This window comes from Shimia sp. R9_2 (assembly GCF_017743735.1).
In the GTDB taxonomy this organism is placed as follows: Bacteria; Pseudomonadota; Alphaproteobacteria; order Rhodobacterales; family Rhodobacteraceae; genus Shimia.
This window is the reverse complement of record NZ_JAGHRO010000002.1, coordinates 341,739-368,012: the sequence shown is the minus strand read 5'-3', so window position 1 is coordinate 368,012 and position 26,274 is coordinate 341,739. Positions and strand designations below refer to the sequence as shown.

Here is a 26,274-nt window from a genome sequence, read left to right as displayed (position 1 = left end):
AGTGAGGGCAGAGAGACATGGCAAAGAGCGATCAACCGTTGCAAATGGGTGTGCGCCGCTTTGGGCGCGTAAATTGGCTGGGGCTGCAGACCCTCGCGCAGCGGGAGATTCTGCGGTTTATGTCCGTCTGGACGCAGACCCTTCTGGCGCCTCTGGTGACCGCGGGTTTGTTCCTGCTGATTTTTTCCATCGCGATCGGGCCAAGCCGCAGCGATGTGATGGGCGTGCCGTTTCTGACATTTCTGATCCCCGGTATCATGATGATGACGGTGATCCAGAACGCATTTGCCAATACCTCCTCCTCAATCGTGATCTCCAAAGTGCAGGGCAATATTGTCGACACGCTGATGCCGCCGCTCGCTCCGCTGGAAATGGTGCTTGGCTATCTTGCTGGCGCGGTGGCACGGGGGCTGTTTGTGGCGGTGGCCATGAGCCTCGTTGTGGGGCTGGTTTTGGGGCAGGGGGTTGCACACCCGCTCTGGGCGCTGCTGTTTGTTGCCCTTGGTGGCGCGATGATGGGTGCGGTTGGCATCGTGGCTGGCATTTTTGCGCAGAAGTTCGATCAGATGGCGGCGATCACAAACTTCATCGTGACCCCTTTGGCCTTTCTTTCCGGCACATTCTATTCTGTTGAGGCCTTGCCGCCTGTGCTTCAGAGCTTCACCCGCGTGAACCCGATCTTCTATCTGATTGATGGCACACGTTACGGCGTGATCGGGGTATCTGACGGCGCGCCGGTGCTGGGGCTGGTGGTTGTGGCAACGGTCACCGCAGCGCTCTGCACCATTGCGTGGTGGATGCTGAAAACCGGCTATCGGCTCAAGAGCTGACCGACGTCAAATGATCGAGATTGCTTGGGGGCTGTTTTCGGAAACGAGAGCAGCCCTTTTTTCCGCTAGACAGTTCCGGCTAGCGCCAGAAGGCGACCCATTCGATCAGTTCAAAGAACTTTTTGGCCAAAAGCAGTGAGGCGGCGCTGTCGTTAAACAGCATGTCCAAACCCAAACCCGTCAGAAAGAGTAAGACGAGAAAAACAGCGATGGGATTGGTCATGAAGCACTGCGCCCCCGGATGATATTGGTCAGAGCAGATATGCCTGACCCCATCCGAGGGCGCAAGATTTAGTATGGGTTTGGGTTAGATGCGGCCCATTTTGGCTGCAACATCCGCCATACGCGCGGAGAAGCCCCATTCGTTGTCATACCATGCCAGCACACGCACAAGACGGCCGCCGAGCACTTTGGTTTGCTCTGCTGCGAAGGTGGCGCTTTCAGTGGTGTGGTTGAAATCAACCGAAACCAGCGGCAATTCTGAGTAGCCCAGAACGCCTTTCATCTCACCGGCAGCTGCTTCGGCCATCACGGCGTTCACATCTTCGGCGGTGACGTCTTTGGATGCGGTGAAGGTCAGATCCACGGCAGAGACATTTGGGGTTGGCACGCGGATTGCGGACCCATCGAGCTTGCCTTTGAGTTCAGGCAGCACTTCACCCAGCGCCTTGGCGGCACCGGTGGAGGTCGGGATCATGGACATACCAGCGGCACGGGCGCGGTAGAGATCGTTGTGGCGGCGGTCCAGGGTTGGCTGGTCGCCGGTGTAGGCGTGGATCGTGGTCATGATGCCGCTTTCAATGCCGAAAGCGTTGTTCAGGACTTTGGCCACAGGCGCCAGACAGTTGGTGGTGCAGGAGCCGTTGGAGATCATGTTGTCGTTGGCTTCGAGCTGATGATCGTTCACACCGAAGACGATGGTCTTCTGCACGTTTTTCGCAGGAGCAGAGATCAGCACTTTCTTCGCGCCGCGCTCTAGGTGCTTTTTGGCTTTCTCACCGTCGTTGAAGTTGCCGGTGCATTCCAGAACGATGTCCACACCGTCCCAGTCCAGCTCGTCCATGTCGTAGGTGGAGTACATGCGCATCGGGCCCATGCCCACATCCATGGTGCCGTTGCCAGCCACAACTTCGTTGCGGAAGCGGCCGTGTACGGAGTCATAACGGATCAGGTGAGCTGCGGTGTCCAGCGGGCCGGTGGCGTTCACTTTGACAACGCGCACATCTTCGCGGGCTTCCTCTGCGATGTGCATCAAAGTGCAACGTCCAATACGGCCAAAACCATTGATGCCGACGGTAACAGTCATGAGGCGCTCCTGTAGCTGCGCGGATAAATAGGGATTGGGTATTGCTATAGTCGCCGCGTTGTCTTTGCGGAAGGTGAAATACCGTGAATTATGAGTGTGTTAGCGATAAACTGCACCGATGCCGCTATCGGTTGCGGTATCGGTGCCGCTCACGGTATCGCTAACATTCTCAGGCTGTTCGTAAAGAGTTGGTTAACAAGGTGGGGGCTGGCGCAATTCTCCGATTGTGCCGAATCAGCGAGTTGCAGCGGGCGCACGCAGGTCCGTTGGGCACCTGCGGGAAGTCGGTCGGATGAGGGTATCACAAGCGATTGACCCAGCGTCTTTGAGATTTGGCACGATCTGCGAGTGATTTTTTATGAAGCTGCGTTATCTGGAGGCTAACGCGAACGGTTCCAACGAACGGGAGACAGCTTATGCAATTGATCGTGGATGGAAAAAAACATGAGGTGGATGTCGAAGACGACATGCCGCTTCTGTGGGTGCTCAGAGATGAGCTGAACATCAAAGGTGTGAAATACGGCTGCGGCGTTGCCGCATGTGGCGCCTGCACTGTGCATATTGATGGGGTTGCGGTGCGCTCCTGCCAAACGCCTGTGGCGGATGTGGATGGCGAAGTGACCACGATCAACGGTCTGGGGCAGCCCGGTGCCTTGCATGCGGTGCAAGAAGCCTGGGTGGAGCATCAGGTGGCGCAATGTGGCTACTGCCAGTCGGGGCAGATCATGCAGGCGGCCTCTCTATTGTCTGATATCCCGAACCCAACGGATGAAGACATTGATGACGCCATGAGCGGCAATCTGTGCCGCTGTGGCACCTATCCGCGTATCCGTGCAGCGGTGAAAACCGCAGCCTCCAAGTTGCAGGAGGTGTAAGCCATGGGAACTGTTGGAAAGATCGCCCGCCGTTCGTTTTTGCTTGGCGCTGCCGCTGTTGTGGGCGGGGTGGCCTTTGGCGTTTATCGTGTGAAGACACCTTATGAAAACCCGTTGAAAGAAGGGCTGGCCGATGGGGCCGCGACCTTCAATCCGTGGGTGATCATCGACAGCGAGAAAGTCACGCTGATCGGGCCGCACGGGGACAAGGGGCAGGGGATTGCCCATGTGCAAGCGGCGTTGATTGCCGAAGAGCTGGATATCGAGTTGGATCAGGTCGAGACCAGCTTCGGCAAGCCTGACAAGGCCTACTGGAACCGGGCGCTTTCGGCTGATGGCGTGCCGTTTCAATCGGGTGACACAAGTTTTGTCGCAGAAAGCGCGCGGACCATGATGTCAGGGTTTGCCAAGCTGTTGGGCTTGCAGATCACGGGCGGCTCCAGCGGGGTGCCCGATAGCTATGTGAAGCTGCGCGAAGCGGGGGCTGTTGCGCGCGAAACGCTCAAGCTGGCAGCGTCCAACGTCAGCGGGGTGCCGGTTGCGCAGCTGAAGACGGCCAATGGTGCGGTGCAGCTGCCGGACGGAAGCGCGCTGAAATACACCGAGCTGGCCGCTGAGGCAGCAAAGCTCGCGCCGGTGATGGACATCACGCTGCGTGATCCAAGCGAATGGCGTCTGCTGGGCAAACCTATGCAGCGGCTGGACATTCTGGCGAAGTCGACCGGCACTTTGGAATATGGCATCGATGTTGAGGTCGAAGGCGCTGTGCACGCGACTGTTGTTTGCAATCCGCGCAAGGGCGGTGGCCTGAAGGGCTATGATGCAAGCGCCGCCAAAGAGATGCGTGGCGTTCAGAAGATTGTCGAGGTCACCGGTGGTGTCGCGGTTGTGGCCGACAATACCTGGCGCGCCATTCAGGCCGCGCAAGCCATTGATTTTGATTGGGATGAAGCGCCTTATCCAGCGCGGCAGGATGATCATTGGCATATGGTCGCTGAGTCCTTTAGCGGCGACCGGCTCGACAAGGTTTGGCGTGATGAAGGCGACGTCTACGAGGCCAAGAAAGCGCACGGCAAGGCTTTGGATGTGGAATATCGCGTGCCCTATGTGGCGCATCAGCCGTTGGAGCCGCTGAACGCCACGGTTTTGGTGGAAGATGACAAAGTGACGGTTTGGACCGGGCACCAAGTGCAGATCATGTTGCAACAGCAGGTGGCTGCGATCACCGGGCATGAGCCCGCTCAGGTGGATTTGACCAACTGCTACATGGGCGGCAGCTTTGGCCACAGGTTGGAGCTGGAACATGTCAAAATGGCTGCGGAGATCGCCAATAAAATGCGGGGCACGCCGGTCAAGTTGACCTACAGCCGCGAAGAAGACTTTGCCCATGACTTTACACGCCACATTGGGATGGCACGGGCCTCTGGCGCGGTGAAAAACGGCCAAGTCGTGGCTGCAGATTTGCAGATCGCCATGCCTTCGGTGGTGGCCTCGCAGATGGGGCGGTTGGGCATAAGCATTCCGGGGCCGGATACGCAGATTGCCGCCGGGGCCTGGGATGCACCCTACAGCTTTGACAACTACCGGATGCGGGCCTATCGCGTGCCGGAGTTGGCCCCCACATCGAGCTGGCGCTCGGTTGGGGCCTCTGCCGGCGGCTTCTTCTTCGACTGTATGTTGGATGAGTTGATCCATGAAGCGGGGGCTGATCCGCTGAAGGAGCGCATTCGTTTGATCAACAACCCAGTGGCGCGCAAGGTTCTGGAAACCGTTGGTGAGATGTCCAACTGGGGCAGCCCGCTGGCTGAGGGCAAAGGTCGAGGCGTCGCCTTTGTGGAGAGCTTTGGGGTGCCAACCGCCGAGGTGATTGAGGTGACAAACACTGAGGATGGGATCACCATCGACAAGGTCTGGGTCGCTGCGGATGTTGGCCGTGTGCTCGATCCGGTGAACTTTGAAAACCTCGTTCAGGGTGGTGTAGTCTTTGCGCTTGGTCACGCGATCAACAGTGAAATCACCTACGACGATGGTATGGTGGAGCAGGCCAACTATTGGGATGCTGAAGGCATGCGGATGTATCAATGTCCGGAGATCTTTGTGAAAGGTCTTGAGAACGGAGAGAAGATCCGTGGCGTCGGTGAACCTCCGGTGCCGCCTGCAGCCCCTGCCTTGGCCAATGCGATCTTTGCTGCGACGGGGCAACGCATTCGGGAGCTGCCGCTCTACCATCACATTGATTTTGTGTGATCGGAACGACCTGAAACGTAAGAACCCGCCGATATACTCGGCGGGTTTTTCTTTTGTCAGTCGGGGATGAACCGTGGAGGCCGCTTCTCAAAGAAAGCAGCGCGCCCTTCTTTGGCATTGTCGCTGCCGAGCAGGCGTGGCTGCACATCGCGCTCATAATCGATCGCGCTGTCCAGTCGCCCGGAGCTGAAAGCTTTGATCGCGCGCAGAGCTTCCGGCCCAAGTGTTTCCACATGCTGTGCCAGGCTGAGCGCCGCCTTAAGGGTGTCTCCATCCTCCACCATGTCATCTGCCATGCCCCAACTGAGCGCCGTGGGAGCATCAACAGGACGGGCATAGAGCATCACCTGACGCGCGCGCGCCTGGCCGATGCGGGCGGGCAGGGATGCGAGCAGGCCGTAATCCGGCATCAGACCGATCTTTGGGAAGGCCGAGAGGAAACGGGCCGATTTTGCCGCAATCACCGTGTCACACATCATCGCCAGAGAAAGGCCAGCGCCAGCGGCCCAGCCTTCAACGGCCGCGATCACCGGAACAGACGCGCCGGTGATTTGATTGGCCAGGCGTTTGACCTGTTCAAAGTTGATCCGCTTCTGCCGCATCGGCGCGTCCATCGCTGCGATATCGCCGCCCGAGCAAAAATGGCCACCGGCCCCCTTGAGGATGACCGCGCGGATGCTTGTGTCGGCCTCAATCTCTTCGAGAGCTTCCGACAAAGCCGCGCGCAAAGGCGCCCCGATCGGGTTTCGCCGGGCCGGGTCATTGAGGGTCAGCACCATTGCGCTGCCGATGCGCTCTTTCAAAAGGGGGGGCGTGGCCATGACATCTCCTATGCGGACGCGAATGCTCTCAGGCTGCGGTAAAATTGGGCATCGCTCAAGTTGGGTGCTCATTGGCTACGCCGCGTCATGAATTGGCTGCTGTCATCGGGTAAAACTGTGGAGGCTTTTCTCAAAGCGCTTCAGAGGATAGGGTAGCCAGCGTGGTGATGGTAATGGGGTATTGGGGTGGCTGCGGATGACGGAGCTTCGCAAAATTCTACATGTCGAGGATGATCCCGATATTCGGGAGATTACACTTCTCGCGTTGGTGGAACTCGGAGGGTTTGAAGTGTTGCAATGTGCCAGCGGCGAAGATGCGCTTGCACAGGCGGTGGCTTTTGCGCCCGACTTGATGGTGCTTGATGTGATGATGCCGGGCCTGAGCGGCGTGGAAACGTTGGCTGCGATGCGTGCTTTGCCGGAGCTTGCGCAGACCCCAGCGGTGTTCATGACATCAAAAGACATCGCCTCCAAAGATGAAGACGAGATCCGGGAGGGCGCGATTGGTGCCATTCAAAAGCCGTTTGACCCGGTGGCCTTGCCAGATCAGCTGCGCCAGCTGATCGCAGCGCAACAGATCCGCTGAGTAGCCTCCTCAGGCGGTTGCAATCACCTCGCCCAGCTCCTCGCTGAGAATGTCCGTGGCGACCAGAATGCTTTCGAGTTCGTGGGGTGTCGGGAGCCTGAGGCGCACGGGCTCAAGCAATTGTTCCACCTCTTCCGCCAGATCGCCGAGTTTTCTGAGGCCGTAGGTGCCGCTGATGCCGGCGAGTTTGTGTGTTGCGAGATAAAGCTCTTCAAGTGTTTTGGGGGACGCGCCGTGTTCCAGCAGTGTGGCGGTGAGATCTTCGATTTCCGCTTCCCGCGCGGGCAGGCCAGAGAGAAATCGGCGGCGCAATCCGGCAAACTTCCTTTGATATTTGGACGGAAACATGGTTGTGGTCTCAGGCGTCTTGCTGTGCAGGGGATTGGGGGAGTTCAATGCTGATGTCCTGCTCTGTGTCGCAAAGCGGGAAGATCGCAAAGAAGCGGCTGCCTTCGCCCAATGTGCTTTCAAAGTCGATGGCGGCGCCATGGTCTTCGATGATCTGCTGGGCGATGGAGAGACCAAGCCCGGAGCCGTCAAATTTGCGGCTGTCAGACGTGTCCACCTGTTGGAATTTGTCAAAAATCAGGTGGCTGCTTTCCGGCGGAACCCCGATGCCGTAGTCGCGCACCTCCAGTATGGCGCACCCGCCTTCCAGACGAGCGCCAAGCTCAATATAGCCGCCGGAATGGGAGAACTTCACGGCGTTAGACAACAGGTTGTCGAGCACCTGCATCAGGCGCTCGTTGTCGCCGCGCACCGTGAGAGGTTGAGGCGGCGGCGCTGTGCGCACCACGATCTCAAATTGATCTGCGTAAGGCGTGATGGATTGCGCTGCGTCATGTATCAGTTGGCCGAGATCTACAGGGGCGAAGTGGTAGACCATCTTGCGCGCTTCCATTTTCTGGATGTCGAGCAGATCGTTGATCAGCTTGCTGAGGCGCTTACTGTTCTTGTGCGCGATTTCAAGCATGCGGCTGGCGCTGTCTGGATTTTTGGCCAGATCGGTTTCACGCAACAGAGTGAGGGAGCCGGTGATGGAGGTCAGAGGGGTGCGCAGCTCGTGGCTGACAACCGAAACAAATTGCGATTTGAGCTCATAGCCTTCGCGTGCCTTGTCCCGCTCGGCGCGCAGCTCATCCATCTGGTCCAGCGTGCGTTGATACATGCGCAGAAAAATCGTGGAGCACTCAAGCACGAAATAGAGCACAAACAGGGCGGTCGCAAAGTGGAGCCAGAGCTTGGAGTCAAAGGACGCACCTTGGGCCAGGATGTCTGACACGGGGATGTAGATAAATATCACACCGTAAGTGATCAACCGAAGGCCCAGAATTTGCGTCAGCTGGTGATTGTTCACGGCGGCAAAAAGGCCAGCGGCGAACAGGAAGAACAGCGACATAAAGTGCTGGCCGGGGCCTTCGAGGCGCGCCAGCAGCAGAATGAAGGTGGCGATTGAGGCGGCGGAAAGCGCGTTTGACAGGGATAAACCACGGAGCAGGCGCTGGCTGTGGCGCAAAGAATGGTCCGTGCGGTTGATCACCTTGTAGCAGATCGAGTTGTCAAACAGATCGGTGGCCTGAATGAACAGGTAGCAAAACGCAGCAAGGCTCCAGGAGAAATAGAAGCCACAGAGAAAACCAGCACCGACGTAGATGCCTTGGCGCTGCCAAAAGAGGGTTATGCCGCCAAGCGCAAAATCGTGAATTTCCTGATGCAGGCGGCGGGTATCCTCAACCGGATGGGCCGCAATAGGAAACAAACCGCGCAAAGGTTTGCCAAACAGGCGGGTCATTCGTGTGGATCGCGCCGTCTTTTCAGGTTGTTCAATGTGCATTCTGCAACATCCAAGTGAGAGTGACCGACGCGGTGCGTTCAATCTGTTTGGCGCGATGACCCAAGCATCTGTAGGATGCGCAATCTTGGGGGGAGGCCAGCGGCCACGCGGGTTTAATGCGCAGGGGCGCTGTGATCGGTTTTGAAGACGCGACCGTTGTGCTGAAGCTCCATCTCCGGGCGGGAGATCTCAAAATCGAGCAATTCAAAGGTCGTGTCGATATGCCCTTTGTGATGGGGCACATAGCCGGACTGATCAAACGTGCCGGTGGCTTCGATCACGTCTCCGGGGGAGACAGTGTTGCGGAACCGCTCGATAAGTGCCTTGTCGCGTACTGTGAAGCTCACGCGGCGCGGGTAGCGAAATCCGGGGGCGTCGGACTCGGTGGCTGTTTGTGCGGAGATGTCGACCATAAGCTTTGGCTCCGGCTCAGAGAGCAGCAGCGTATGCGCGATTTCACCTTTGATGTGAAAATTCAAAAAATAGGTCTGCATGGCATCCTCCGAACTGACGACCCCTTGGATGGGGTGTTTGCCGAATCTCACTTTGGAAAACGGCATTTTGATGGTCTTGCCGGGGAGAATTTACGAAGTCATTTCTGGTCCCCACCTATCCTGTAAATCGGACCAAAAGCTTTACGAATGGTAAATTTAATACATAAAATTGCACTAAAATTAGAAAAACTGTGTTCACATTACAGAAACACTCAACAAACTTCACCTAGTGAACTTTTTCACTAGATGTTTAACTAAATTTGTGCCTCAATCGTGCTATGGGTGTTTGGGGGAGCGCTTTTTTTAGGTGGTAAACTCTGGTGGGTTATGAGTTAAGTCACTATTTTGTATGGATATAGTTCGTTTTTCTGTTCCGAACTTTTGTCTGCCGTACTCTTTGTCTAAGCGTGAACTTTCTACCTATGGGTGATGCGATGATTGGTCGGTTGCGTGTGTTTTGCATCCGAAAATCGGCGTTGTTGTGAGTGAATACAATTTTTTAGGATTTGTCAGTGTACACGGTTGGGAAGGGGCAAAGAGGTATCCGGAGAGAGAATGGATATGCTGACGACGACCCTCTCGTTCGAGAACATGCACAAGCATGGCGAACTGATGGTCAACCTACTAAGGGCTCGCAAACAGTCCTTCATTGTACAGAATAAATGGGACCTGCCAGAAGTGGCGGGTATGGAATACGATCAGTACGACACGCCAGCAAGCAGCTGGATTGCGGTTCATGAAGGCGAGCGCGTGCTTGCCGGGGTGCGTTTGACACCGACCACCGCAAGATGTGGCATGTACTCTTATATGGTGCGGGACGCGCAGAAGGGCATGTTGGAGTCAATCCCCAGCAACCTGCTGTTTGACGAAGCGCCCATTGATCCGAGAGTATTTGACGCCAGCCGGGTTTTTGTGGCGCGGGATGTGCCAGCTGAGCAGCGCATGGAAGTGCAGACGCAGCTGATGCAAAAGCTGATCACCACAGCGCGGTCCATGGACGCCAAGCATGTTCTTGGTCTGGTGCCCGCAGTTTGGCCGCGTTGGATCAGACGTCTTGGTCTGGTAGCAGAAGCGGCAGGGCCGATTATGCTGGTGGACGGGCTTCCGGTGCAGGTCGCGCGTATGGATCTGTCAAACACCCACCGCCACTGAGGCGTTAGCTGAAAGCGGCTGCTGCGGGGCGCGTGTCGATGTCTTCACGCAAAGCGTCTTGGAGCAGATGCTCATAAGCGCGGCGTTCCATTTCGGTCTGGAACCCGCTGCCAGGATGATGGCGCATTGTCTTGCGCAAATATGCAAAGCTGCTGCGCTGGCTGGTGGCCCGTATTTCCGCATTGGCGACAGCACGCTGCAAAGCCAGAACCGCGCCTGCCCGGGTCAGGGTGCGCAGGGTTTGCGGCTCTCCGACCGTTGTTTTGCTCATCAAACCATCAATCTGCGTTGACGGAACGTAGCTTAGACGCTCGTTGAGCGCGGCTTCGACGCGCGTGTTTTCAAAGGATCGGCTGCGCGGGGCAACGCAAAGGAAAACGCCATTGCCGCGATAGGTCGCGATTGCGTCATTGTCTGCCACCACCGACATCAGCTCGCTGGAGACATCCGTAAGCATGCGCCGAAAGGCGACAGGCGAGAGCGCGGTATAGGCGCTTTGAATGGTGTCGACCTTAACCGCGAAGGCCATGCTGCGCAGCAGGGTGGAGCGAGGCAGGCCCATCAGGTGGTTTTCAAAAGCAACATATCCAACCATCTGCGTCACGCCGGTGAGCTCAATGGGCTCTTTGAGGCTGTGGGTGGTTGTTTCCAGGAGATCCCGCTTCAAGGCCGCCATTTCGCTGGCGGTCTCTGTAATGCGGTGTTGTTCGGAGATAATGCGGTGCGCCAGAGAGATGCGGCTGAAAAGCTCTAGAAAATCAAAAGGTTTGGTGACAAAATCCGTGGCACCTGCAGCGAAGGCTGCATCGATGTATTTCTTCTGAGACATCGCGGTCAGCATGATGATGGGCGTGCGGGCATAGCCTTTGGTCTTGCGGATTTTGCCTGCCAGCGTGATGCCATCAATCACGGGCATCTGGATGTCGAGCAGGAAGCAGTCAAAAGGCACTTTGGCTTTGGCAATCGCGCGGATAGCTTCGGGGCCCGAAGGCACCGTGACGATGGTGTGATCGGTTTTGGTCGCTACGGCCTCCGCCAGAAGCGCGCAAATGCTCTCGTCGTCATCGACGGCCAATATCTTCATGTCTCAGCCCTTTCTGTGGCTGCCTGTCTGATAAAGCGTGAAACGCAAACCAACAGTGCCGACGCGGCTTCTGCCCACCGGCCTTGGTCAGACAGTGCAAAGCGAATGCGTCCAGAAAGGGGCGAAAGATTGACTTGATTCGAAAAAATTAAGGATTTGTTAGGAAGTCTATCCGTGCAAAATCATAAGCTTAGGGGGGCTACGGGTGTTTGAGGTGCTCCATTGCCATAACTTCCACCCTGGGGTGAAATTGACAGCAGGTGCTCGCTCAGACAAATTTCCGGAAGATCTTTGTCTGGTCGAACATGTCTTCCAGCGTGCGCATGCGTTGTTCGGTCCGGCCCCAAGAGGCTTCCTGTACGGCGGCGATCAAGGTTTCGGACAAGAGCATCATGGCAATGGTGGAGTCCCAGGCCGAAGGAGCTTCGATCCGGCAATTCAGCGAAATCTCCGCGTATTGGCTGATCGGGCTTTGCCATTGGTCGGTGATAAGAACCACGCGCGCGCCCTGCGCCTTTGCGATTTCGGCAAGCCGCAAAGTGGAGTTCTCATACCGCCGGATGTCATAGATCAACACAATATCGCCTTCTGAAATATCCAGCAAGTCATGCGGCCATGCGTTTGAGGTGGATCGGATGTGGCGCACGCGTGCGCGAATGACCTGCATATGAAGGTGTAGATACTCGCTGAGCGCGTGGGTGATGCGACCACCGGTGATGTAAAGCGCATTGCTTTCATCAGCGAGCAGCGCGGCCAGCGCGTCAAATTGTGCGGGATCAACGCTTGCCAGAGTTTGGCGGATATTGCCGATTACAGCCTCGGTGAAACGGTTGAGGAGGTGCTCTTCGGGTGCGCTTTGCGCCCAGCTTTCATGTTTGGCAATGGGGTTGGAAAAGCGCGCTTCCACTTCCTGCCGCAAAGTGTCCTGAAATTCGGGAAACCCGGAATAGCCGAGTTTTTGCACCATACGCGCGACTGTTGGGGTGGAAACCGAAGCTTTCTCGGCAAGTCGCGTGATCGAGCCCATGCCGGACATAGGATAGTTTTCCAGAATCACGCCTGCGAGCTGCCGCTCTGCGCGCGTAAGGCTTTCATAAACCTTGTTAATCTTTTCCTGCGCGGTGTCTGCCAAGGGGGTGCCCCATCTCTCTGCTGTTTCTGTAAGCATAGTTTCAGAGTTTTTTCTAAAGAAGAAGAATTTTCAGAATAATTATTGACAGAAGACAAGCTCCTGAAGAAGTTTGTTCACAAAGGGGGCACCAATGACTTTAGAAGATGACGAAGTGGTACATGTTGAAGGGCCGGTCACGCCCGGTGATGTGCTGTTTGTCTGTGAGCACGCTTCCAACCATTTCCCCGATTGCTTTGGCACACTTGGGCTGAGCGATGACGTGCGCGAGAGCCATGTGGCTTGGGATCCGGGGGCGCTAGCGCTGACACGGCTGCTGGCGCAGCGCTTTGGCAGCACCTTGGTGGCCGGTGGCGTGTCGCGCCTGTTGTACGACTGCAATCGCCCGCCCGAAGCGGAGAGCGCGATCCCCCAGCGCAGTGAGGTTTTTGACATTCCCGGCAATGTTGATCTGTCAGCGGATGCGCGGGACGCGCGTGTGCAGCAGATCTATGTACCATTTCGGGCTGGGGTGGAGCAGGTCCTGGTTTTGATGGAACCCAAGGCGTTGGTCACCGTGCATTCGTTTACGCCAGTTTATCACGGCGCACCGCGCGCGGTGGAGATTGGCGTGTTGCACGACCGGGACACACGACTCGCGGATGGAATGCTGGAGGCGCTTTCGGACTCTGAGCATGATGTGCAGCGCAATGCGCCTTATGGGCCGGAAGATGGCGTGACCCACTCTCTGCAGCTTTATGGCCTGAAAAATAAGGTGGCAAATGTGATGCTTGAGGTGCGCAATGATCTTCTGCGCACTGAGGCGCAGATTGCGCATATGGCCGATGTGATCGAAGGCGCGCTGCGTGCTGGCCTTCACACACTCGCTGACAACTCTACGACGGAAGAGGGGCTGTAAATGCCAAAGCTTGTGCGGCTCTACATTCGCGGCATCGACGGATTTAACCGCCGGATCGGGCGGTTCATCATGTATGGGATTTTCGTCATGATGGCGATTTTGCTGTGGTCCTCCTTCTCAAAAACCTTTGCGACGCCTTCGCTCTGGACGCTGGAGATGGCGCAGTTTGCCATGGTGACCTACTACATCCTTGGCGGACCATATTCGATGCAGCTTGGATCGAACGTGCGGATGGACCTGTTTTACGGGGAATGGACGTTGCGCCAGCGCGCCACGGTGGACGCGATGACCGTGTTCTTCCTGATGTTTTATATCGCGATCCTCATTCATGGGGCGGTGGGATCCAGCGCCTATTCTCTGGGGCACTTTGGCGTCGAGCCTTATGCGTTCTATCGCGATCTGGTCTGGGCCTATGTCACCGGTGGCAAAGAGGCGGCCAGTGAAATCATCGGCTATATCGAGCGCAGCCCGACTGCGTGGCGGCCGGTTCTCTGGCCAATCAAGCTGATCATGCTTTTTGGCTTTATTCTGATGTTCTTACAGGCGGTCTCTGAACTGTTCAAAGACATCGCGCGGATGCGTGGAGTTGACTACTGATGTCTTATGAAATGATCGCCATTCTGATGTTCTCGACCATGATGCTGATGCTCATGACGGGGCAGAGGGTCTTTGGGGCCATTGGCTTTGTGGGTGTTCTGGCAGCGGTGCTGCTGTGGGGCACGGGGGGCAGTGATATTGGTTTCTCCGCCGCGATGAAGCTGATGAAATGGTATCCGCTGCTGACGTTGCCGATGTTCATTTTCATGGGCTATGTGCTGAGTGAATCCAAGATCGCCGACGATCTCTACAAGATGTTCCATGTCTGGATGGGGCCGGTGCGGGGCGGTCTGGCGATTGGCACCATCCTGTTGATGGTGCTGATCTCGGCGATGAACGGCCTCAGCGTTGCGGGCATGGCCATCGGGGCGACCATTGCGCTGCCGGAGCTGCTCAAACGCGGCTATGACAAGCGCATGGTGACCGGGGTTATCCAGGCCGGATCGAGCCTTGGTATTCTGGTGCCGCCTTCTGTGGTGCTCGTACTTTACGCCATGATTGCGCGCCAGCCGGTGGGGCAGCTGTGGTTGGCCGGTGTGTTCCCGGGCCTGATGATGGCGGCGATGTTCATCCTCTATGTGGTGATCCGCTGCCGCATTCAGCCGGAGCTGGGCCCGGCCTTGCCAGAAGCGGATCGCGATATTTCGCGCGCAGAAAAGCTGCGCCTGCTGCGGGCTGGTCTGCTGCCGATCGTGATCTTTGCCACCATGATGGTGCCTTTTGTGAACGGCTGGACCTCGCTGGTGGAAAGCTCGGCGATTGGTGCGATCACGGCCTTTGTGGCTGCCGTTCTGAAGGGACGTATGACACGGGAGGTGTTTGAAACCTCTGTGCGCAGCACGCTTGGCATTTCCTGCATGTTCATGTGGATCATTCTGGCCGCTCTGGGTTTTGGTGCGGTGTTTGACGGGCTGGGCGCGGTGAAAGCCATCGACAATCTGTTCACCGAGCAGCTGGGGCTTGATCCCTGGATGATCCTGATCCTGATGCAGCTGAGCTTCATCCTGATGGGCACATTTCTGGACGACACAGCGATGCTGGTCATCGTGGCGCCGCTTTATGTGCCACTGGTGAAGGCGCTTGGCTTTGATCTGATCTGGTACGGCGTGCTTTATACGATCACCACACAGATCGCCTATATGACACCGCCATTCGGCTATAACTTGTTCCTCATGCGGGCCATGGCACCAAGCGAAGTCACTCTGCGCGACATCTATCGCAGCATCGTGCCCTTCGTGTTTGTCATGGTTCTGGCACTCACACTTGTGATGATCTTCCCACAGATCGCGCTGTGGCTGCCGGAATATGTCTACGGAAAATAAAAAATCTACAGAGCGCCGAAAACGGGGCCAGATTCAACAAGGAGAGTAAGAGATGACGACAAGACGTAAGTTTCTTCAAGCCGCTGGCGCTGGCGCAGTTGCGGCACCGTTGGCGACACCGGCGATTGCGCAAAGCACCATCAAATGGCGCATGCAGACCTATGCCGGCCCCGCGCTGGCAGCACATGTGATCGATCCGGCGATTGAGATGTTCAACAAGATTGCGGGCGACCGTATGCAGATTGAACTCTTCTACGCTGACCAACTTGTGCCGACAGGTGAGCTGTTCCGTGCCATGCAGCGCGGCACCATTGATGCGGTGCAGTCTGACGATGACTCCATGGCGTCGCCGACTGAGGTGACCGTGTTTGGCGGCTACTTCCCGTTTGCCTCCCGCTACAGCCTCGATGTGCCTGTGCTGTTCAATCAGTACGGCCTGAACGAGATCTGGGACGAAGAGTATTCCAAAGTGGGTGTGAAGCACATCAGCGCCGGTGCATGGGATCCTTGCCACTTTGCCACCAAAGATCCGATCAACTCCCTGGCTGATCTGAAAGGCAAGCGCATCTTCACCTTCCCAACCGCAGGCCGCTTCCTCAGCCAATTCGGCGTGGTGCCTGTGACCCTGCCTTGGGAAGACATCGAAGTGGCTGTGCAGACCGGCGAGCTTGACGGCATCGCATGGTCGGGCATCACGGAGGACTACACCGTGGGTTGGGCCGATGTGACCAACTATTTCCTGACCAACAACATTTCCGGCGCATGGGCGGGCAGCTTCTTTGCCAACCAAGACCGGTGGAATGAGCTGCCAGAAGATCTGCAGACCCTGTTCCGCGTTTGCTGTGACCAGTCTCACTACTATCGTCAGTGGTGGTATTGGGGCGGCGAGGCCAACCTGCGTGTGAACGGCACCAAGATGCAGCTGACCTCTATTCCGGATGAAGAATGGGCACAGGTGGAAACCGCAGCTGTGAAATTCTGGGATGAGATCGCAGCGGAAAGCCCAACCAAGGCAAAAGTTGTGGAGATCTTCCGCAAGTACAACGCAGACATGCAGGCGGCGGGTCGCCCGTACCGTTACGGCTAAGTCTTTCGGCAATAACATCTTTCGAAGCCCCGTCCGTCGATGGGGCTTCGGCACTCAACAAAGAAGGCGCATTTGATGTCTGGCAATCTGACCCTTGATGAGCTGCGTGGCCTGAGCGCGAGCGGCGAAATTGACACTGTTCTGGCCTGTATCGTGGATATGCAGGGTCGCTTGATGGGCAAGCGGTTTGTGGCGCAGCACTTTGTGGACAGCGCGTGGGAGGAAACCCATTGCTGCAACTACCTGTTGGCGACCGATCTGGAGATGCACACGGTGGAAGGCTATGCCGCAACTAGCTGGGCGGCAGGCTATGGCGACTATTTGATGAAGCCGGACCTGAGCACTTTGCGCCGGGCGGCGTGGCTGGAAGGCACTGCGCTGGTGATCTGTGACGTGATGGATCACCACGGTCACCACGACATTGCGCATTCCCCACGCGCGATGCTGAAGAAACAGATCGCACGGCTTGCGGAGATGGGTTTTGAAGCGGTGTCGGCAACCGAACTTGAGTTCTTCATTTTTGAGCAGAGCTTTGAAGAGCTGGGCAAGACGGGCTATCGCGACCTGACCCCGATCAGCGCTTACAATGAGGATTATCACATCCTTCAGACCACCAAGGAAGAAGGTGTGATGCGCGCGTTGCGCAATGGGCTTTATGCCTCAGGCATTCCTGTGGAAGGGTCTAAAGGGGAGGCAGAAACCGGGCAGGAAGAGCTCAACATCCGCTATGGCAGCGCCATGGACGCAGCCGAAAACCATACGATTTCCAAACATGCGGCCAAGGAGATTGGCTGGCAGCAGGGCCATGCGGTGTCCTTCCTGCCAAAGTGGCACCATGACAAAGTGGGCAGCGCCAGCCATGTGCACCAGTCGCTTTGGATCAAAGACGGCGTGCCTGCGTTTTATGATGCGGACAAGGATCTGGGCATGTCTGACTTGGCGCGCAACTATCTGGGCGGCTTGCTGAAATACGCAGATGACATCACCGTGTTCCTTGCGCCTTATGTGAACAGCTACAAGCGCTTCCAGAAGGGCAGCTTTGCGCCGACCGCCAAGGTCTGGTCGGTTGACAACCGCACGGCCGCGTTCCGTTTGTGCGGTGATGGCAGCAAGGCTGTGCGCGTGGAATGTCGAGTGCCGGGGGCGGATATGAACCCCTATCTGGCCATCGCGGCGATGCTGGCAGCAGGCATCAAGGGCATCGAAGAGAAACTCGATCCGGGCACGCCTTTGACAGGCGATGCTTATGAGGCAGGCGACAATGTGATCCCGACAAACCTGCGTGATGCAACCGAGGCGCTGCGCGGCTCTGACATGTTGCGCGAGGCGATGGGCAGCGAAGTGGTTGACCATTATGTGCGGATGGCCGAATGGGAGCAGGAAGCCTTTGACGCGGTGGTAACCGATTGGGAAATTGCGCGCGGGTTTGAACGGGCGTAAGCCGGAAGAGGTGAGGGGCCAGCCCCTCACACTCCCCGGGATATTTGACGAATGAGAAAGCGGGGCGTTGTGCCCCTTATGGATGGAGTGTTGCCATGAGCGGCATGTTGACATGTATCTCTCCGATCGATGGGTCGGTTTTTGCAGAAAGGCCTGTACTGAGTGCTGATGAGGCCTTTGCTGCGGCCAAACGTGCAAAGGACGCGCAGAAAGCCTGGGCCGCGCGGCCTTTGCAGGAGCGGATTGATCTGGTGATGGCGGGTGTGGCCGCTGTGGGCGCGATGAACGATGAGATCGTGCCAGAGATTGCCAAGATGATGGGCCGGCCCGTGCGCTATGGCGGGGAGTTTGGCGGCTTTAATGAGCGCGCAAGCTATATGGCGGACATCGCTGCGGAGTCTCTGGCGGATATTCAGGTGGGCGAAGACGGGACGTTTAAGCGCTACATCAAGCGTCTGCCGCATGGCGTGGTCTTTGTGGTGGCACCCTGGAACTACCCTTACATGACCGCGATCAACACGGTGGCACCTGCGCTGATTGCGGGCAACACCGTTATGCTGAAACACGCGACGCAAACGCTTCTTGTGGGTGAGCGCATGGCGCAGGCCTTCCACAGCGCGGGTGTGCCGGAAGATGTGTTCCAGAATGTCTTCCTGAGCCATGACGTGACCAATGATCTGATTGCGGGCAATGCGTTTGATTTTGTGAACTTCACTGGCTCTGTCGTCGGCGGTCAGGCGATGGAGCGCGCGGCGGCGGGCACATTTACGGGCGTTGGCACAGAGCTTGGCGGCAAAGACCCGGGCTATGTCATGGAAGACGCGGATCTGGATGCGGCCGTGGATACGCTGATTGACGGGGCGATGTTCAATTCCGGTCAGTGCTGCTGTGGTATCGAGCGGATCTATGTGCATGAAAGCCTCTATGACGCTTTTGTGGAAAAGGCTGTGGCAGTTGTGAACGGCTACAAGCTAGGCAACCCGCTGGATGAAGAAACCACAATTGGCCCGATGGCCAACGTGCGTTTTGCTGATGAGGTGCGCGCGCAGATTGCGGAAGCCCTGGAAGCCGGGGCGACGGCGCATATTGAGACTTTTGCCGAGGATGATGGCGGGGCTTACCTCACACCGCAGATCCTGACCGATGTGACCCATGACATGCGCGTGATGCGTGATGAGAGCTTTGGCCCTGTTGTCGGCATCATGAAGGTCTCCTCTGACGAAGAGGCGATTGCCTTGATGAACGATAGCGAGTTTGGTCTGACCGCAAGCCTCTGGACCAAAGACGTCGCGCGCGCAGAGCGTGTGGGCAATGAGATCGAGACCGGTACAGTGTTCATGAACCGGGCGGATTACCTCGATCCGGGCCTGTGCTGGACCGGCTGCAAAAACACAGGGCGTGGCGGAGGGCTCTCGGTGATTGGCTTCCAGAACCTCACACGTCCAAAATCCTACCATCTGAAAAAGGTGACATCATGACACTTGTTGGCAACTGGTCTTACCCGACTGCAGTGAAATTTGGCGTTGGCCGTATCAAGGAGCTGGCAGATGCCTGTGCGGCTACCGGCATGAAGAAGCCGCTTCTGGTGACGGACAAAGGTCTCGCGGATCTGCCGATCACCACGGCGACACTGGATCTTCTGGAAGCTGCCGGGCTTGGGCGCGCGATGTTCTCCGAAGTTGATCCGAACCCCAATGAGAAGAACCTTGAGGCGGGTCTTGAGGTCTACCGCGCTGGTGGGCACGACGGGGTGATCGCCTTTGGTGGCGGCTCAGGCCTTGATCTGGGCAAGATGGTGGCCTTTATGTCTGGCCAGACCCGTCCGGTTTGGGATTTTGAGGACATTGGCGATTGGTGGACCCGCGCCGATCCTGACGGGATTGCGCCGATCATTGCTGTTCCAACCACAGCTGGCACGGGCTCTGAGGTGGGGCGCGCCAGCGTCATCACCAATTCCGTGAGCCATGAGAAGAAAATCATCTTCCACCCCAAGGTGCTGCCAGCCATTGTGATCTGTGATCCGGAGCTCACCGTGGGCATGCCGCAGTTCATCACCGCAGGCACCGGGCTTGATGCCTTTGCCCATTGTGTGGAGGCCTATTCCAGCCCGCATTATCATCCGATGAGCCAGGGCATCGCTCTGGAAGGCATGAAGCTTGTGATCGAGAACCTGCCGCGCGCCTATGCCGATGGCAAAGATCTGGAAGCCCGTGCGCATATGATGAGTGCGGCGATGATGGGCGCGACGGCATTCCAAAAAGGTCTTGGCGCCATCCATGCCATGAGCCATCCGGTGGGCGCGATGTTTAACACGCACCACGGCACCACCAATGCGGTCTGTATGCCGGCGGTTCTGGAGCTGAATGCGCCTGAAATTGCGGAGCGGTTTGATCGCGCTGCTGGTTATCTTGGTGTTGAAGGCGGCTTTGATGGGTTCCGCGCCTTTGTGCAGGGCTTCAACGACAGCTTTGCCATTCCGCGCAAGCTGTCTGACCTTGGCGTGAAAGCAGATGCCATCCCTGAGCTGGTCAAAGGCGCGCTGATTGATCCGAGCTGCGGTGGCAACCCGGTGGAACTGACTGAGGCGAACCTCACAGCGCTGTTTGAGGCGACGGTCTAAGCCGCTTTGCGCAGCAGATAGATATCCATAATCCAACCAATCTGGGCCCGTGCATCTGCGCGGGCCTTGATTATTTTGGCGGAGGTTTCTGCCAGCGGGCCTTCGATCAGGATTTGCTGATCCATGCCCACATAGCCGCCCCACCAGATGTGCAGATCTTCAGGATCGAGATGCTGGAAAGAGCAGCTGCCATCCAGCATCACGGCCAGGGTTGAAACACCTTCGGGCCAGCCGTCTTCGCGCAGCTTGCGCCCCGTGGTGATCTGGACCGGATCGCCCAAAGTGTTGAGCGGTATGGCGTGGGCGGCGGTGAGCATCTGCAGAGAGGTGATGCCGGGCACCACATTCACAGAGAGCGGGATGCCGCGTGCAATCAGGCGATCTGCGATGCGCAAGGTGCTGTCATAGAGCGACGGGTCGCCCCAGACCATCAGCGCCACATGGCCGTCAGAGGGAGCATGCGTGGCGATGAGATCTTGCCAGATCGCGGCAAGTGCATCGTGCCAAGTGTTCACCCCGTCGAGATATTTCGGCGTGTCCGCGTCGCGCACCGGATAGTCAAATTCGACGATTTTGGGCTCGGTGGTGAGGAGCTCTGCGGCGATCATGCGGCGCAGGTCAGCGAGTTCGGTTTTCTCATCGCCCTTGCGGGGCAGCAGGATGACATCTGCCGCCTCCAGCGTTTTGAGCGCCTGTCGGGTGAGGTGGTCCGGGTTGCCTGAGCCAATGCCAACGAGGGAAAGCGTGGTCATTTGGGATCTGCCAGTTCGCCAAAGAGGATGATGCCCGGTGCTGAGGAAATCTCTTCGGCCAACTGTTTGGCGAGCTCGTCCATCGTGGTACGGGTGAGCGTCTGTTCCGGGTGGGACACGCTTTCAGCCAAGAGCGCAGGGCAGTCGCGGCGCAGGCCCGTGGCAAAGAGCTTTTCGGCCAGTTCCGGGAAAGTGCGCTTGGGCATGAACAGCACGGTGGTGGCACCGGGGTCTGCGAGCGCCTGAAGGTTGAGATCGCCGGGCAGGGCGCCCGCCACATCGTGACCGGTGACAAATTGCACGCGACGGGCGACCAAACGACGGGTCAGTGGGATGCCAGCAGCAGCGGCGGCGGCGCTGGCCGACGTCACACCGGGGATGATTTCAAAATCAATGCCAGCCTCTTTGAGCGCGGTGATCTCTTCTTCCAAACGGCCAAAAATACCGCTGTCACCGGATTTCAGGCGCACCACATGGGCGCCGGATTGGGCGTAATCCACCAAAAGCTGGCTGACGTGGTGTTGCTTGGGCGACGGGCGGCCTGCGCGTTTGCCCACCCCAACAAGATCTGCCTCTTTGTTGGCGTGCTCCAGAATGGGGCCTGCGGAGAGGTCGTCAAACAGCACGGCCTCCGCCTTTTGCAGGCGGTCCACCGCCTTCAGGGTGAGCAATTCGGGATCACCCGGGCCGGAGCTTACGAAACTGACAAAGCCGGTCATGCGGAGGCCTCTGCAATCAGGTGAAAGAAGGTGCCGGTGGTGTTGCCTTTGATGGAGCCGGTTTCCGGCACCGGGTTGCCGTCTGCATCGCCAACTTGGGCGAGCGGGGCATCTGGTTCTTCCAGAATGGTGGAATAGTGGAATTCGTGGCCGCGCAGGCGTGCGCCGGTGTCAAAGCCCAGCATTGGGGCCTGCAACGTCGCTTGGCGGTAGCCGAGGTGGAACTTGCGTTTCTCATAAGAGGTCACAAGCCCCAGAAGGCCGGCCATTTCGTGGCGGTTGCCCTCTTTGTCGATCAGGGCTTGGCCCAGTGCCATGTAGCCGCCGCATTCGCCGTGCACCGGTTTGGTTTCAGCGTGTTTGCGCAAACCCGAAAGATAGGTCTGATTGGCGGCAAGCGTGCCTGCGTGCAGCTCTGGATAGCCGCCGGGCAGCCAAACCAGATCGGCGCTGGCATCAGGGGCTTCATCGGCAAGCGGAGAGAAGGGAAGGATCTCTGCACCCGCGTTGCGCCAACCGGTCAGAAGGTGCGGATAGGTGAAGTTAAAGGCCGCATCCCGTGCCAGAGCGATACGCTGGGCCGGGGGCTTGGGCAGCTGTCCTGTGCGCGCGGGGCCTGCTTTGGCTGCTGCTTTGATGGCTTCCAAATCCACGTGCTCGCGCAGGAAGGCTGCATAGCCGGTGATGGCTTCTTCGAGATCGGGATGTTCAATTGCCTGAATGAGGCCAAGGTGGCGCTCTGGCAGGGCAAGATCGCCGCGACGGGGGAGTACGCCAAGCACATTGATGCCGGCCTGATCCATGCCCAGCCGCGCGAGGCGCTCATGGCGCGGGGAGGCGCAGCGGTTGAGGATCACCCCGGCAAAGGGCAGATCGGGGTTGTAGGTTTTGAAGCCAAGCGCGGTGGCGGCGGCAGATTGGGCCTGACCACCCACGTCGATCACCAGAACCACAGGCCAGCCCATCATCAGCGCGGTTTCCGCAGAGCTGCCAAAGCCGTTTTCGCCACGTGTCGCAACGCCGTCAAACAGCCCCATGGAGCCTTCGGCAACAATGATGTCCGCGCCTTGCGCCTGTTCTGATATCCCGCCAGCAAGGGCCGGTGGCATGGCCCATGTGTCCAGATTGAACGCTGGACGGCGCGCGGCTGCGTGGTGGAATGCCGGGTCGATGTAGTCCGGGCCGGATTTGAAGGGCTGCACGTTCAGGCCATCTTCGGCCAGCGCACGCAGCAGGCCCAGCATCACGGTGGTCTTGCCAGTGCCGGAGGAGGGGGCGGAAATCAGGATGCCGGGGGGCATGGTGGTGGTCATGTCAGTCGTCTCCATGCTGCCAGCTTGACCACGGGCTGTCTGCGGTCTGCGGGCGATAACGGCGGTCATATTCGGTGGCGTAAAGGCAGCTTTCGTCAAAGCCTTCGCCTGCAAGCGCGGGACCAACGAGGATCAACGCTGTGCGGGTGATGTTTTCGGTCACATCGGCCTTCAGAGTGGCGAGCGTGGTGCGGATGATCTGCTGGTCAGGCCAGCTGGCGCGGTAGACCACGGCCACCGGGCAACCTGCGCCATAGGCGGGGGTCAGATCAGCGATCACGTGATCGAGGTTGCCGATGGACAGATGGATCGCAAGGGTCGCACCTGTGGCGGCGAAGTTATTGAGCGTTTCGCCTTCTGGCATGGAGGAGGCGCGCCCGGGGGTGCGGGTCAGAACAACAGATTGTGCAAGGCCCGGCAGGGTGAGCTCGGTTTCCAGCGCCGCAGCAGCGGCGGCAAAGCTTGGCACGCCGGGGGTGACAGAAACCGGGATGCCCTCAGCGCGCAGGCGGCGCAGCTGTTCCCCCATGGCGGACCACACCGACAGGTCACCGGAGTGCAGACGCGCCACATCCTGACCCTTCTCATGGGCCGCTTTGCATTCGGCCACGATGGCATCCAGATCCAGCGGCGCGGTGTTTATGATGCGCGCGTCTTGGGGGCAGTGGGACAGGATTTCATCCGGCACAAGAGAGCCCGCATAGAGGCAAACCGGGCAAGAGGCGATCAGATCGCGACCCCGTAAGGTCAAGAGATCGGCCGCACCGGGGCCTGCACCGATAAAGTGGACGGTCATGTGGTACTTCCTTCAGCAATGGCGCAGGTGGCCATACGGTCTTCTGAGATGACGCGGGGTTGCAGCAATGTGGCGGATGCGCCAGCGGCCACCAACGCGCAGGCTTCTGCCACCGAGCCGGTGCCGCGCTTTTCGCGTACTTTCGTGGAGTTGGTCACTGTGGAGGCTGCGTGCATATCCTGTGGTGACACGGGGATCACAGGTAGAGAGAGTGCATCGGCAAAGGTTGCAAATGCCTGCGCCTGTGCTTTGTCTTCCGGTGCGGCAAGCGCTGACACATCCACGGGCTGCGCGGCCTGCCAAGCGGCTTGCAGGCTTTCCAGCGTGGCGGATTGTCGGAAGCCAAAACCGGCAACTCTCATTTTGTGACGCTCCATTGCACAATGGGATAAGCGGATTTCCAGCCGCGTTTTCGGCCCAAGGGGTTGGCATGCGCAAGCTCGATGCGCAAGAGGTCGCCGCCGTTTTGTGACTGCCAATTGGCCAAAAGCACCTCGGCCTCCAGGGTTACGGCGTTGGCCACCAGACGCGCGCCTTCGGGCATTTGCTGCCAGACCGTTTGTAGCATCTCTTCGCTGATGCCACCGCCAATGAAAACGGCATCCGGAGCATCCAGACCGGCGAGGGCCTCCGGTGCGGCGCCGGTCACGACCTTCAAGCGATCGGCTCCGAGGGATGTGGCATTGGCCTTGATGCGCGCGGCGCGGTCCGCGTTGATCTCCACACTGGTGGCGCGGGTGCGCGGGTGGGCGAGCAGCCACTCAATGGCGATGGAGCCGGAGCCGCCGCCGATGTCCCAGAGGTGCTCGCCGGGCAAAGGGGCCAGAGCCGAGAGTGTCAGGGCGCGCACTGGGCGTTTGGTGATCTGACCGTCGTTGTCAAAAAACGCATCCGCGCGGCCTGAGGCGGTGGTGAGGGCGGGGCCGCCCTGTGCCTCAATCGCGACGGATACGGGATGTGTGATGTCACTGAAGGCCAGTTCTTGGGCGGCGGATTGGCGGATGCGTTGGCGGGGGCCGCCGATAGCCTCAAGCACATGCAAAGTGCTTTCGCCAAAACCGATGCCTGTGAGCCAAGCGGCAAAATCAGATACAGCGTCACCGTCGCGCAGGGTCACGATGGCGCGTGTGCCGTTGGCGAGATGCGGGCGCAGGCGTGCAAAAGGTGCGGCATGCAAGCCCATGGTGATAGTGCTTTCCAGCGGCCAGCCAAGCGTGGCAGCGGCCAGTGACATGGTGGAGGGGGCGGGCAAGCTGCGCCATTCACCCAGCTCCAGATGTTTGGTGAGGCTGCCGCCCGCGCCGTGCCAGAACGGGTCGCCGGAGGCGAGCACAACGGTTTGGCGGCCACGGTTTTCCAGCAAAAGCGTAAGGCCGTCAGCGAAGGGGATGGGCCATGTCACAGTCTCAGCGGTGATCTGTGGCAACAGAGACAGGTGGCGCGCCGCGCCCATGACAACTTCGGCGTCTTCAAGCGCTTTGCGGCTTGCAGGGGGAAGGCCATCTGGGCCATCTTCGCCGAGCCCGACGATGGTGAGCCAAGGATCAACTGACATGACAACCAAACTCCTTATTCTTGGCGGCACAACCGAGGCCAGTGCTTTGGCTCAAGCTGTGGCGCGCGCGGGTTTTGACGCGGTTTTCTCTTATGCGGGGCGTGTCGCCAAGCCCAAAGAGCAGCCCTTGCCCACGCGGGTGGGCGGATTTGGCGGTGTTGATGGGCTGGCCACCTATTTGCGGGACAATAGCATCACCCATGTGGTTGATGCGACACATCCTTTTGCCGCGCAGATGAGCTGGAACGCCTATCACGCCTGTGCGCAGGAGGGCGTTGAGCTGATCGCTTTGACCCGTCCCGTCTGGCAGGCGCAGGTGGGGGATGACTGGCGCCATGTGGCGGATATTGAGGGAGCTGTGGCAGCACTGGATGGGGCCGAAAAGCGCGTGCTGCTGGCGCTGGGCAAGCTCAATCTGCCTGCCTTTGCGGCGCAACCGCAGCATCACTATATCCTGCGCCTTGTGGATCAGCCGGAGACCCCGCCCGCCGTGCCGCATCACACCGTGGTTGTGGCACGGGGACCGTTTGATGTGGCTGGGGACCGGGCCTTGATGGAGCAGCACGGCGTCGAGGCGGTGGTTTGCAAAAACGCGGGGGGCATCGGGGCGGAGGCCAAGCTGCACGCGGCGCGGGCGTTGAACATTCCGGTGATTATGATCGATCGCCCTAAGCTGCCGCCGAGGGCGGCGGTTGCCACTTCGGAAGAGATTCTGGCTTGGGCTAAAAACTGAAGTTTGGCCCGGCGTAGACGGGCCGCGCCCGACCCTCCCCACGGGAGGGCACTTTGCTTCCTCCCAGGATCGGTCGCGGCCCTT

General features: G+C 58.4%; 27 protein-coding genes. 13 read left to right on the top strand and 14 right to left on the bottom strand.

Going from position 1 to position 26,274, the window contains the following annotated elements; all coding sequences use genetic code 11:
- Positions 1-17: 17 nt before the first annotated feature.
- Positions 18-830 carry an ABC transporter permease gene (locus J7400_RS06385; RefSeq protein WP_247738648.1) on the top strand — a complete coding sequence of 271 codons (813 nt, stop codon included), beginning with the start codon at positions 18-20 and terminating at the stop codon, positions 828-830.
- Positions 831-909: 79 nt separating this feature from the next.
- Here J7400_RS06385 and J7400_RS06380 read toward each other — a convergent pair whose 3' ends face one another.
- Together J7400_RS06380 and gap are read right to left on the bottom strand one after the other, a co-directional pair.
- Positions 910-1,053 (bottom strand): hypothetical protein, encoded by a 144-nt coding sequence (locus J7400_RS06380; RefSeq protein ID WP_209060938.1) that lies wholly within the window; start codon positions 1,051-1,053, stop codon positions 910-912.
- 84 nt (positions 1,054-1,137) lie between these two features.
- On the bottom strand, positions 1,138-2,136 hold the full coding sequence (gene gap, locus J7400_RS06375; RefSeq protein ID WP_209060937.1) for a type I glyceraldehyde-3-phosphate dehydrogenase: 999 nt from the start codon (positions 2,134-2,136) through the stop codon (positions 1,138-1,140).
- Between the two features lie 416 nt (positions 2,137-2,552).
- Here gap and J7400_RS06370 point away from each other — a divergent pair, with 416 nt between their 5' ends.
- Both J7400_RS06370 and J7400_RS06365 read left to right on the top strand, forming a co-directional pair.
- A complete protein-coding gene (locus J7400_RS06370) occupies positions 2,553-3,011 on the top strand; it encodes a (2Fe-2S)-binding protein (protein ID WP_209060935.1) in 459 nt (152 codons plus the stop codon).
- 3 nt (positions 3,012-3,014) lie between these two features.
- Positions 3,015-5,258: a molybdopterin cofactor-binding domain-containing protein gene (locus J7400_RS06365; RefSeq protein ID WP_209060934.1), complete on the top strand. Its 2,244-nt coding sequence runs from the start codon at positions 3,015-3,017 to the stop codon at positions 5,256-5,258.
- Between the two features lie 56 nt (positions 5,259-5,314).
- Here the strand turns inward: J7400_RS06365 and J7400_RS06360 are convergent, their stop codons facing one another.
- A complete protein-coding gene (locus tag J7400_RS06360; protein ID WP_209060932.1) occupies positions 5,315-6,079 on the bottom strand; it encodes an enoyl-CoA hydratase-related protein in 765 nt (254 codons plus the stop codon).
- 196 nt (positions 6,080-6,275) lie between these two features.
- On the opposite strand from J7400_RS06360, the gene J7400_RS06355 reads away from it, so the two are divergent.
- Positions 6,276-6,665: a response regulator gene (locus tag J7400_RS06355; protein ID WP_209060931.1), complete on the top strand. Its 390-nt coding sequence runs from the start codon at positions 6,276-6,278 to the stop codon at positions 6,663-6,665.
- Positions 6,666-6,674: 9 nt separating this feature from the next.
- Here J7400_RS06355 and J7400_RS06350 read toward each other — a convergent pair whose 3' ends face one another.
- From J7400_RS06350 to J7400_RS06340, 3 genes are all read right to left on the bottom strand, one after another.
- A complete protein-coding gene (locus J7400_RS06350) occupies positions 6,675-7,013 on the bottom strand; it encodes an Hpt domain-containing protein (RefSeq protein WP_209060930.1) in 339 nt (112 codons plus the stop codon).
- Between the two features lie 10 nt (positions 7,014-7,023).
- Entirely contained in the window at positions 7,024-8,499 is a 1,476-nt protein-coding gene (locus J7400_RS06345) for a HAMP domain-containing sensor histidine kinase (protein ID WP_209060929.1), read from the bottom strand.
- A gap of 113 nt (positions 8,500-8,612) precedes the next feature.
- A complete protein-coding gene (locus tag J7400_RS06340) occupies positions 8,613-8,993 on the bottom strand; it encodes a hypothetical protein (RefSeq protein ID WP_209060928.1) in 381 nt (126 codons plus the stop codon).
- 561 nt (positions 8,994-9,554) lie between these two features.
- Here J7400_RS06340 and J7400_RS06335 point away from each other — a divergent pair.
- Positions 9,555-10,145 carry an acyl-homoserine-lactone synthase gene (locus J7400_RS06335; protein ID WP_209060927.1) on the top strand — a complete coding sequence of 197 codons (591 nt, stop codon included), beginning with the start codon at positions 9,555-9,557 and terminating at the stop codon, positions 10,143-10,145.
- A 4-nt stretch (positions 10,146-10,149) separates the two neighbouring features.
- On the opposite strand, the gene J7400_RS06330 is transcribed toward J7400_RS06335, so the two are convergent.
- Together J7400_RS06330 and J7400_RS06325 are read right to left on the bottom strand one after the other, a co-directional pair.
- On the bottom strand, positions 10,150-11,229 hold the full coding sequence (locus J7400_RS06330; protein WP_209060925.1) for a response regulator: 1,080 nt from the start codon (positions 11,227-11,229) through the stop codon (positions 10,150-10,152).
- A gap of 268 nt (positions 11,230-11,497) precedes the next feature.
- The gene (locus J7400_RS06325; protein WP_247738647.1) at positions 11,498-12,361 is read right to left on the bottom strand and encodes a MurR/RpiR family transcriptional regulator; all 864 of its coding nucleotides are present in this window, start codon (positions 12,359-12,361) and stop codon (positions 11,498-11,500) included.
- A gap of 130 nt (positions 12,362-12,491) precedes the next feature.
- Between J7400_RS06325 and J7400_RS06320 the strand changes: the two genes are divergently transcribed.
- From J7400_RS06320 to J7400_RS06290, 7 genes are all read left to right on the top strand, one after another.
- Positions 12,492-13,256, top strand: coding sequence for an N-formylglutamate amidohydrolase (locus J7400_RS06320; protein ID WP_209060917.1), 765 nt, complete (start codon positions 12,492-12,494; stop codon positions 13,254-13,256).
- Entirely contained in the window at positions 13,257-13,853 is a 597-nt protein-coding gene (locus J7400_RS06315) for a TRAP transporter small permease subunit (RefSeq protein WP_209060914.1), read from the top strand.
- Complete coding sequence (locus tag J7400_RS06310; RefSeq protein ID WP_209060912.1) at positions 13,853-15,175, top strand: TRAP transporter large permease subunit; 1,323 nt, start codon at positions 13,853-13,855, stop codon at positions 15,173-15,175. Before J7400_RS06315 ends, J7400_RS06310 begins: the two co-directional genes overlap by 1 nt.
- Before the next feature lie 52 nt (positions 15,176-15,227).
- A complete protein-coding gene (locus J7400_RS06305; protein ID WP_209060911.1) occupies positions 15,228-16,262 on the top strand; it encodes a TRAP transporter substrate-binding protein in 1,035 nt (344 codons plus the stop codon).
- Positions 16,263-16,337: 75 nt separating this feature from the next.
- Positions 16,338-17,702 (top strand): glutamine synthetase family protein, encoded by a 1,365-nt coding sequence (locus tag J7400_RS06300; protein WP_209060910.1) that lies wholly within the window; start codon positions 16,338-16,340, stop codon positions 17,700-17,702.
- 95 nt (positions 17,703-17,797) lie between these two features.
- Complete coding sequence (locus J7400_RS06295; protein WP_209060908.1) at positions 17,798-19,180, top strand: aldehyde dehydrogenase family protein; 1,383 nt, start codon at positions 17,798-17,800, stop codon at positions 19,178-19,180.
- Entirely contained in the window at positions 19,177-20,322 is a 1,146-nt protein-coding gene (locus J7400_RS06290; protein WP_209060906.1) for an iron-containing alcohol dehydrogenase, read from the top strand. Before J7400_RS06295 ends, J7400_RS06290 begins: the two co-directional genes overlap by 4 nt.
- Here the strand turns inward: J7400_RS06290 and cobF are convergent.
- The 6 genes from cobF to cbiE are packed head-to-tail and all read right to left on the bottom strand — an operon-like array spanning position 20,319 to position 25,457.
- Entirely contained in the window at positions 20,319-21,074 is a 756-nt protein-coding gene (cobF, locus tag J7400_RS06285) for a precorrin-6A synthase (deacetylating) (RefSeq protein WP_209060904.1), read from the bottom strand. The genes J7400_RS06290 and cobF overlap by 4 nt on opposite strands.
- A complete protein-coding gene (gene cobA / locus J7400_RS06280; protein WP_209060902.1) occupies positions 21,071-21,793 on the bottom strand; it encodes a uroporphyrinogen-III C-methyltransferase in 723 nt (240 codons plus the stop codon). The genes cobF and cobA overlap by 4 nt, the downstream gene beginning before the upstream one ends.
- Positions 21,790-23,106: a cobyrinate a,c-diamide synthase gene (locus J7400_RS06275; protein ID WP_209060900.1), complete on the bottom strand. Its 1,317-nt coding sequence runs from the start codon at positions 23,104-23,106 to the stop codon at positions 21,790-21,792. Before J7400_RS06275 ends, cobA begins: the two co-directional genes overlap by 4 nt.
- A 1-nt stretch (position 23,107) precedes the next feature.
- Positions 23,108-23,902, bottom strand: coding sequence for a precorrin-4 C(11)-methyltransferase (gene cobM, locus J7400_RS06270; protein ID WP_209060895.1), 795 nt, complete (start codon positions 23,900-23,902; stop codon positions 23,108-23,110).
- Positions 23,899-24,264, bottom strand: a complete 366-nt coding sequence (locus J7400_RS06265) for a cobalamin biosynthesis protein (RefSeq protein WP_209060894.1) — start codon at positions 24,262-24,264, stop codon at positions 23,899-23,901. Before J7400_RS06265 ends, cobM begins: the two co-directional genes overlap by 4 nt.
- The gene (cbiE, locus tag J7400_RS06260) at positions 24,261-25,457 is read right to left on the bottom strand and encodes a precorrin-6y C5,15-methyltransferase (decarboxylating) subunit CbiE (protein WP_209060893.1); all 1,197 of its coding nucleotides are present in this window, start codon (positions 25,455-25,457) and stop codon (positions 24,261-24,263) included. The genes J7400_RS06265 and cbiE overlap by 4 nt, the downstream gene beginning before the upstream one ends.
- Here cbiE and J7400_RS06255 point away from each other — a divergent pair.
- Positions 25,456-26,190 (top strand): cobalt-precorrin-6A reductase, encoded by a 735-nt coding sequence (locus J7400_RS06255; RefSeq protein ID WP_209060891.1) that lies wholly within the window; start codon positions 25,456-25,458, stop codon positions 26,188-26,190. The two genes, cbiE and J7400_RS06255, sit on opposite strands and share 2 nt — an antisense overlap.
- The last annotated feature ends 84 nt before the right edge of the window (positions 26,191-26,274 follow it).

Bases quoted from the DNA above. Each gene is read 5' to 3' on its own strand.
- cbiE (WP_209060893.1), bottom strand. From the start codon at position 25,457: ATGTCAGTTGATCCTTGGCTCACCATCGTCGGGCTCGGCGAAGATGGC.
- J7400_RS06350 (WP_209060930.1), bottom strand. From the start codon at position 7,013: ATGTTTCCGTCCAAATATCAAAGGAAGTTTGCCGGATTGCGCCGCCGA.
- J7400_RS06255 (WP_209060891.1), top strand. From the start codon at position 25,456: ATGACAACCAAACTCCTTATTCTTGGCGGCACAACCGAGGCCAGTGCT.
- gap (WP_209060937.1), bottom strand. From the start codon at position 2,136: ATGACTGTTACCGTCGGCATCAATGGTTTTGGCCGTATTGGACGTTGC.
- J7400_RS06300 (WP_209060910.1), top strand. From the start codon at position 16,338: ATGTCTGGCAATCTGACCCTTGATGAGCTGCGTGGCCTGAGCGCGAGC.
- J7400_RS06310 (WP_209060912.1), top strand. From the start codon at position 13,853: ATGTCTTATGAAATGATCGCCATTCTGATGTTCTCGACCATGATGCTG.
- cobA (WP_209060902.1), bottom strand. From the start codon at position 21,793: ATGACCGGCTTTGTCAGTTTCGTAAGCTCCGGCCCGGGTGATCCCGAA.
- J7400_RS06290 (WP_209060906.1), top strand. From the start codon at position 19,177: ATGACACTTGTTGGCAACTGGTCTTACCCGACTGCAGTGAAATTTGGC.
- J7400_RS06330 (WP_209060925.1), bottom strand. From the start codon at position 11,229: ATGAAGATATTGGCCGTCGATGACGACGAGAGCATTTGCGCGCTTCTG.
- J7400_RS06275 (WP_209060900.1), bottom strand. From the start codon at position 23,106: ATGACCACCACCATGCCCCCCGGCATCCTGATTTCCGCCCCCTCCTCC.
- J7400_RS06305 (WP_209060911.1), top strand. From the start codon at position 15,228: ATGACGACAAGACGTAAGTTTCTTCAAGCCGCTGGCGCTGGCGCAGTT.
- J7400_RS06265 (WP_209060894.1), bottom strand. From the start codon at position 24,264: ATGAGAGTTGCCGGTTTTGGCTTCCGACAATCCGCCACGCTGGAAAGC.
- J7400_RS06365 (WP_209060934.1), top strand. From the start codon at position 3,015: ATGGGAACTGTTGGAAAGATCGCCCGCCGTTCGTTTTTGCTTGGCGCT.
- cobF (WP_209060904.1), bottom strand. From the start codon at position 21,074: ATGACCACGCTTTCCCTCGTTGGCATTGGCTCAGGCAACCCGGACCAC.
- J7400_RS06315 (WP_209060914.1), top strand. From the start codon at position 13,257: ATGCCAAAGCTTGTGCGGCTCTACATTCGCGGCATCGACGGATTTAAC.
- J7400_RS06385 (WP_247738648.1), top strand. From the start codon at position 18: ATGGCAAAGAGCGATCAACCGTTGCAAATGGGTGTGCGCCGCTTTGGG.
- J7400_RS06295 (WP_209060908.1), top strand. From the start codon at position 17,798: ATGAGCGGCATGTTGACATGTATCTCTCCGATCGATGGGTCGGTTTTT.
- cobM (WP_209060895.1), bottom strand. From the start codon at position 23,902: ATGACCGTCCACTTTATCGGTGCAGGCCCCGGTGCGGCCGATCTCTTG.
- J7400_RS06380 (WP_209060938.1), bottom strand. From the start codon at position 1,053: ATGACCAATCCCATCGCTGTTTTTCTCGTCTTACTCTTTCTGACGGGT.
- J7400_RS06320 (WP_209060917.1), top strand. From the start codon at position 12,492: ATGACTTTAGAAGATGACGAAGTGGTACATGTTGAAGGGCCGGTCACG.
- J7400_RS06355 (WP_209060931.1), top strand. From the start codon at position 6,276: ATGACGGAGCTTCGCAAAATTCTACATGTCGAGGATGATCCCGATATT.
- J7400_RS06340 (WP_209060928.1), bottom strand. From the start codon at position 8,993: ATGCAGACCTATTTTTTGAATTTTCACATCAAAGGTGAAATCGCGCAT.
- J7400_RS06335 (WP_209060927.1), top strand. From the start codon at position 9,555: ATGCTGACGACGACCCTCTCGTTCGAGAACATGCACAAGCATGGCGAA.
- J7400_RS06345 (WP_209060929.1), bottom strand. From the start codon at position 8,499: ATGCACATTGAACAACCTGAAAAGACGGCGCGATCCACACGAATGACC.
- J7400_RS06360 (WP_209060932.1), bottom strand. From the start codon at position 6,079: ATGGCCACGCCCCCCCTTTTGAAAGAGCGCATCGGCAGCGCAATGGTG.
- J7400_RS06370 (WP_209060935.1), top strand. From the start codon at position 2,553: ATGCAATTGATCGTGGATGGAAAAAAACATGAGGTGGATGTCGAAGAC.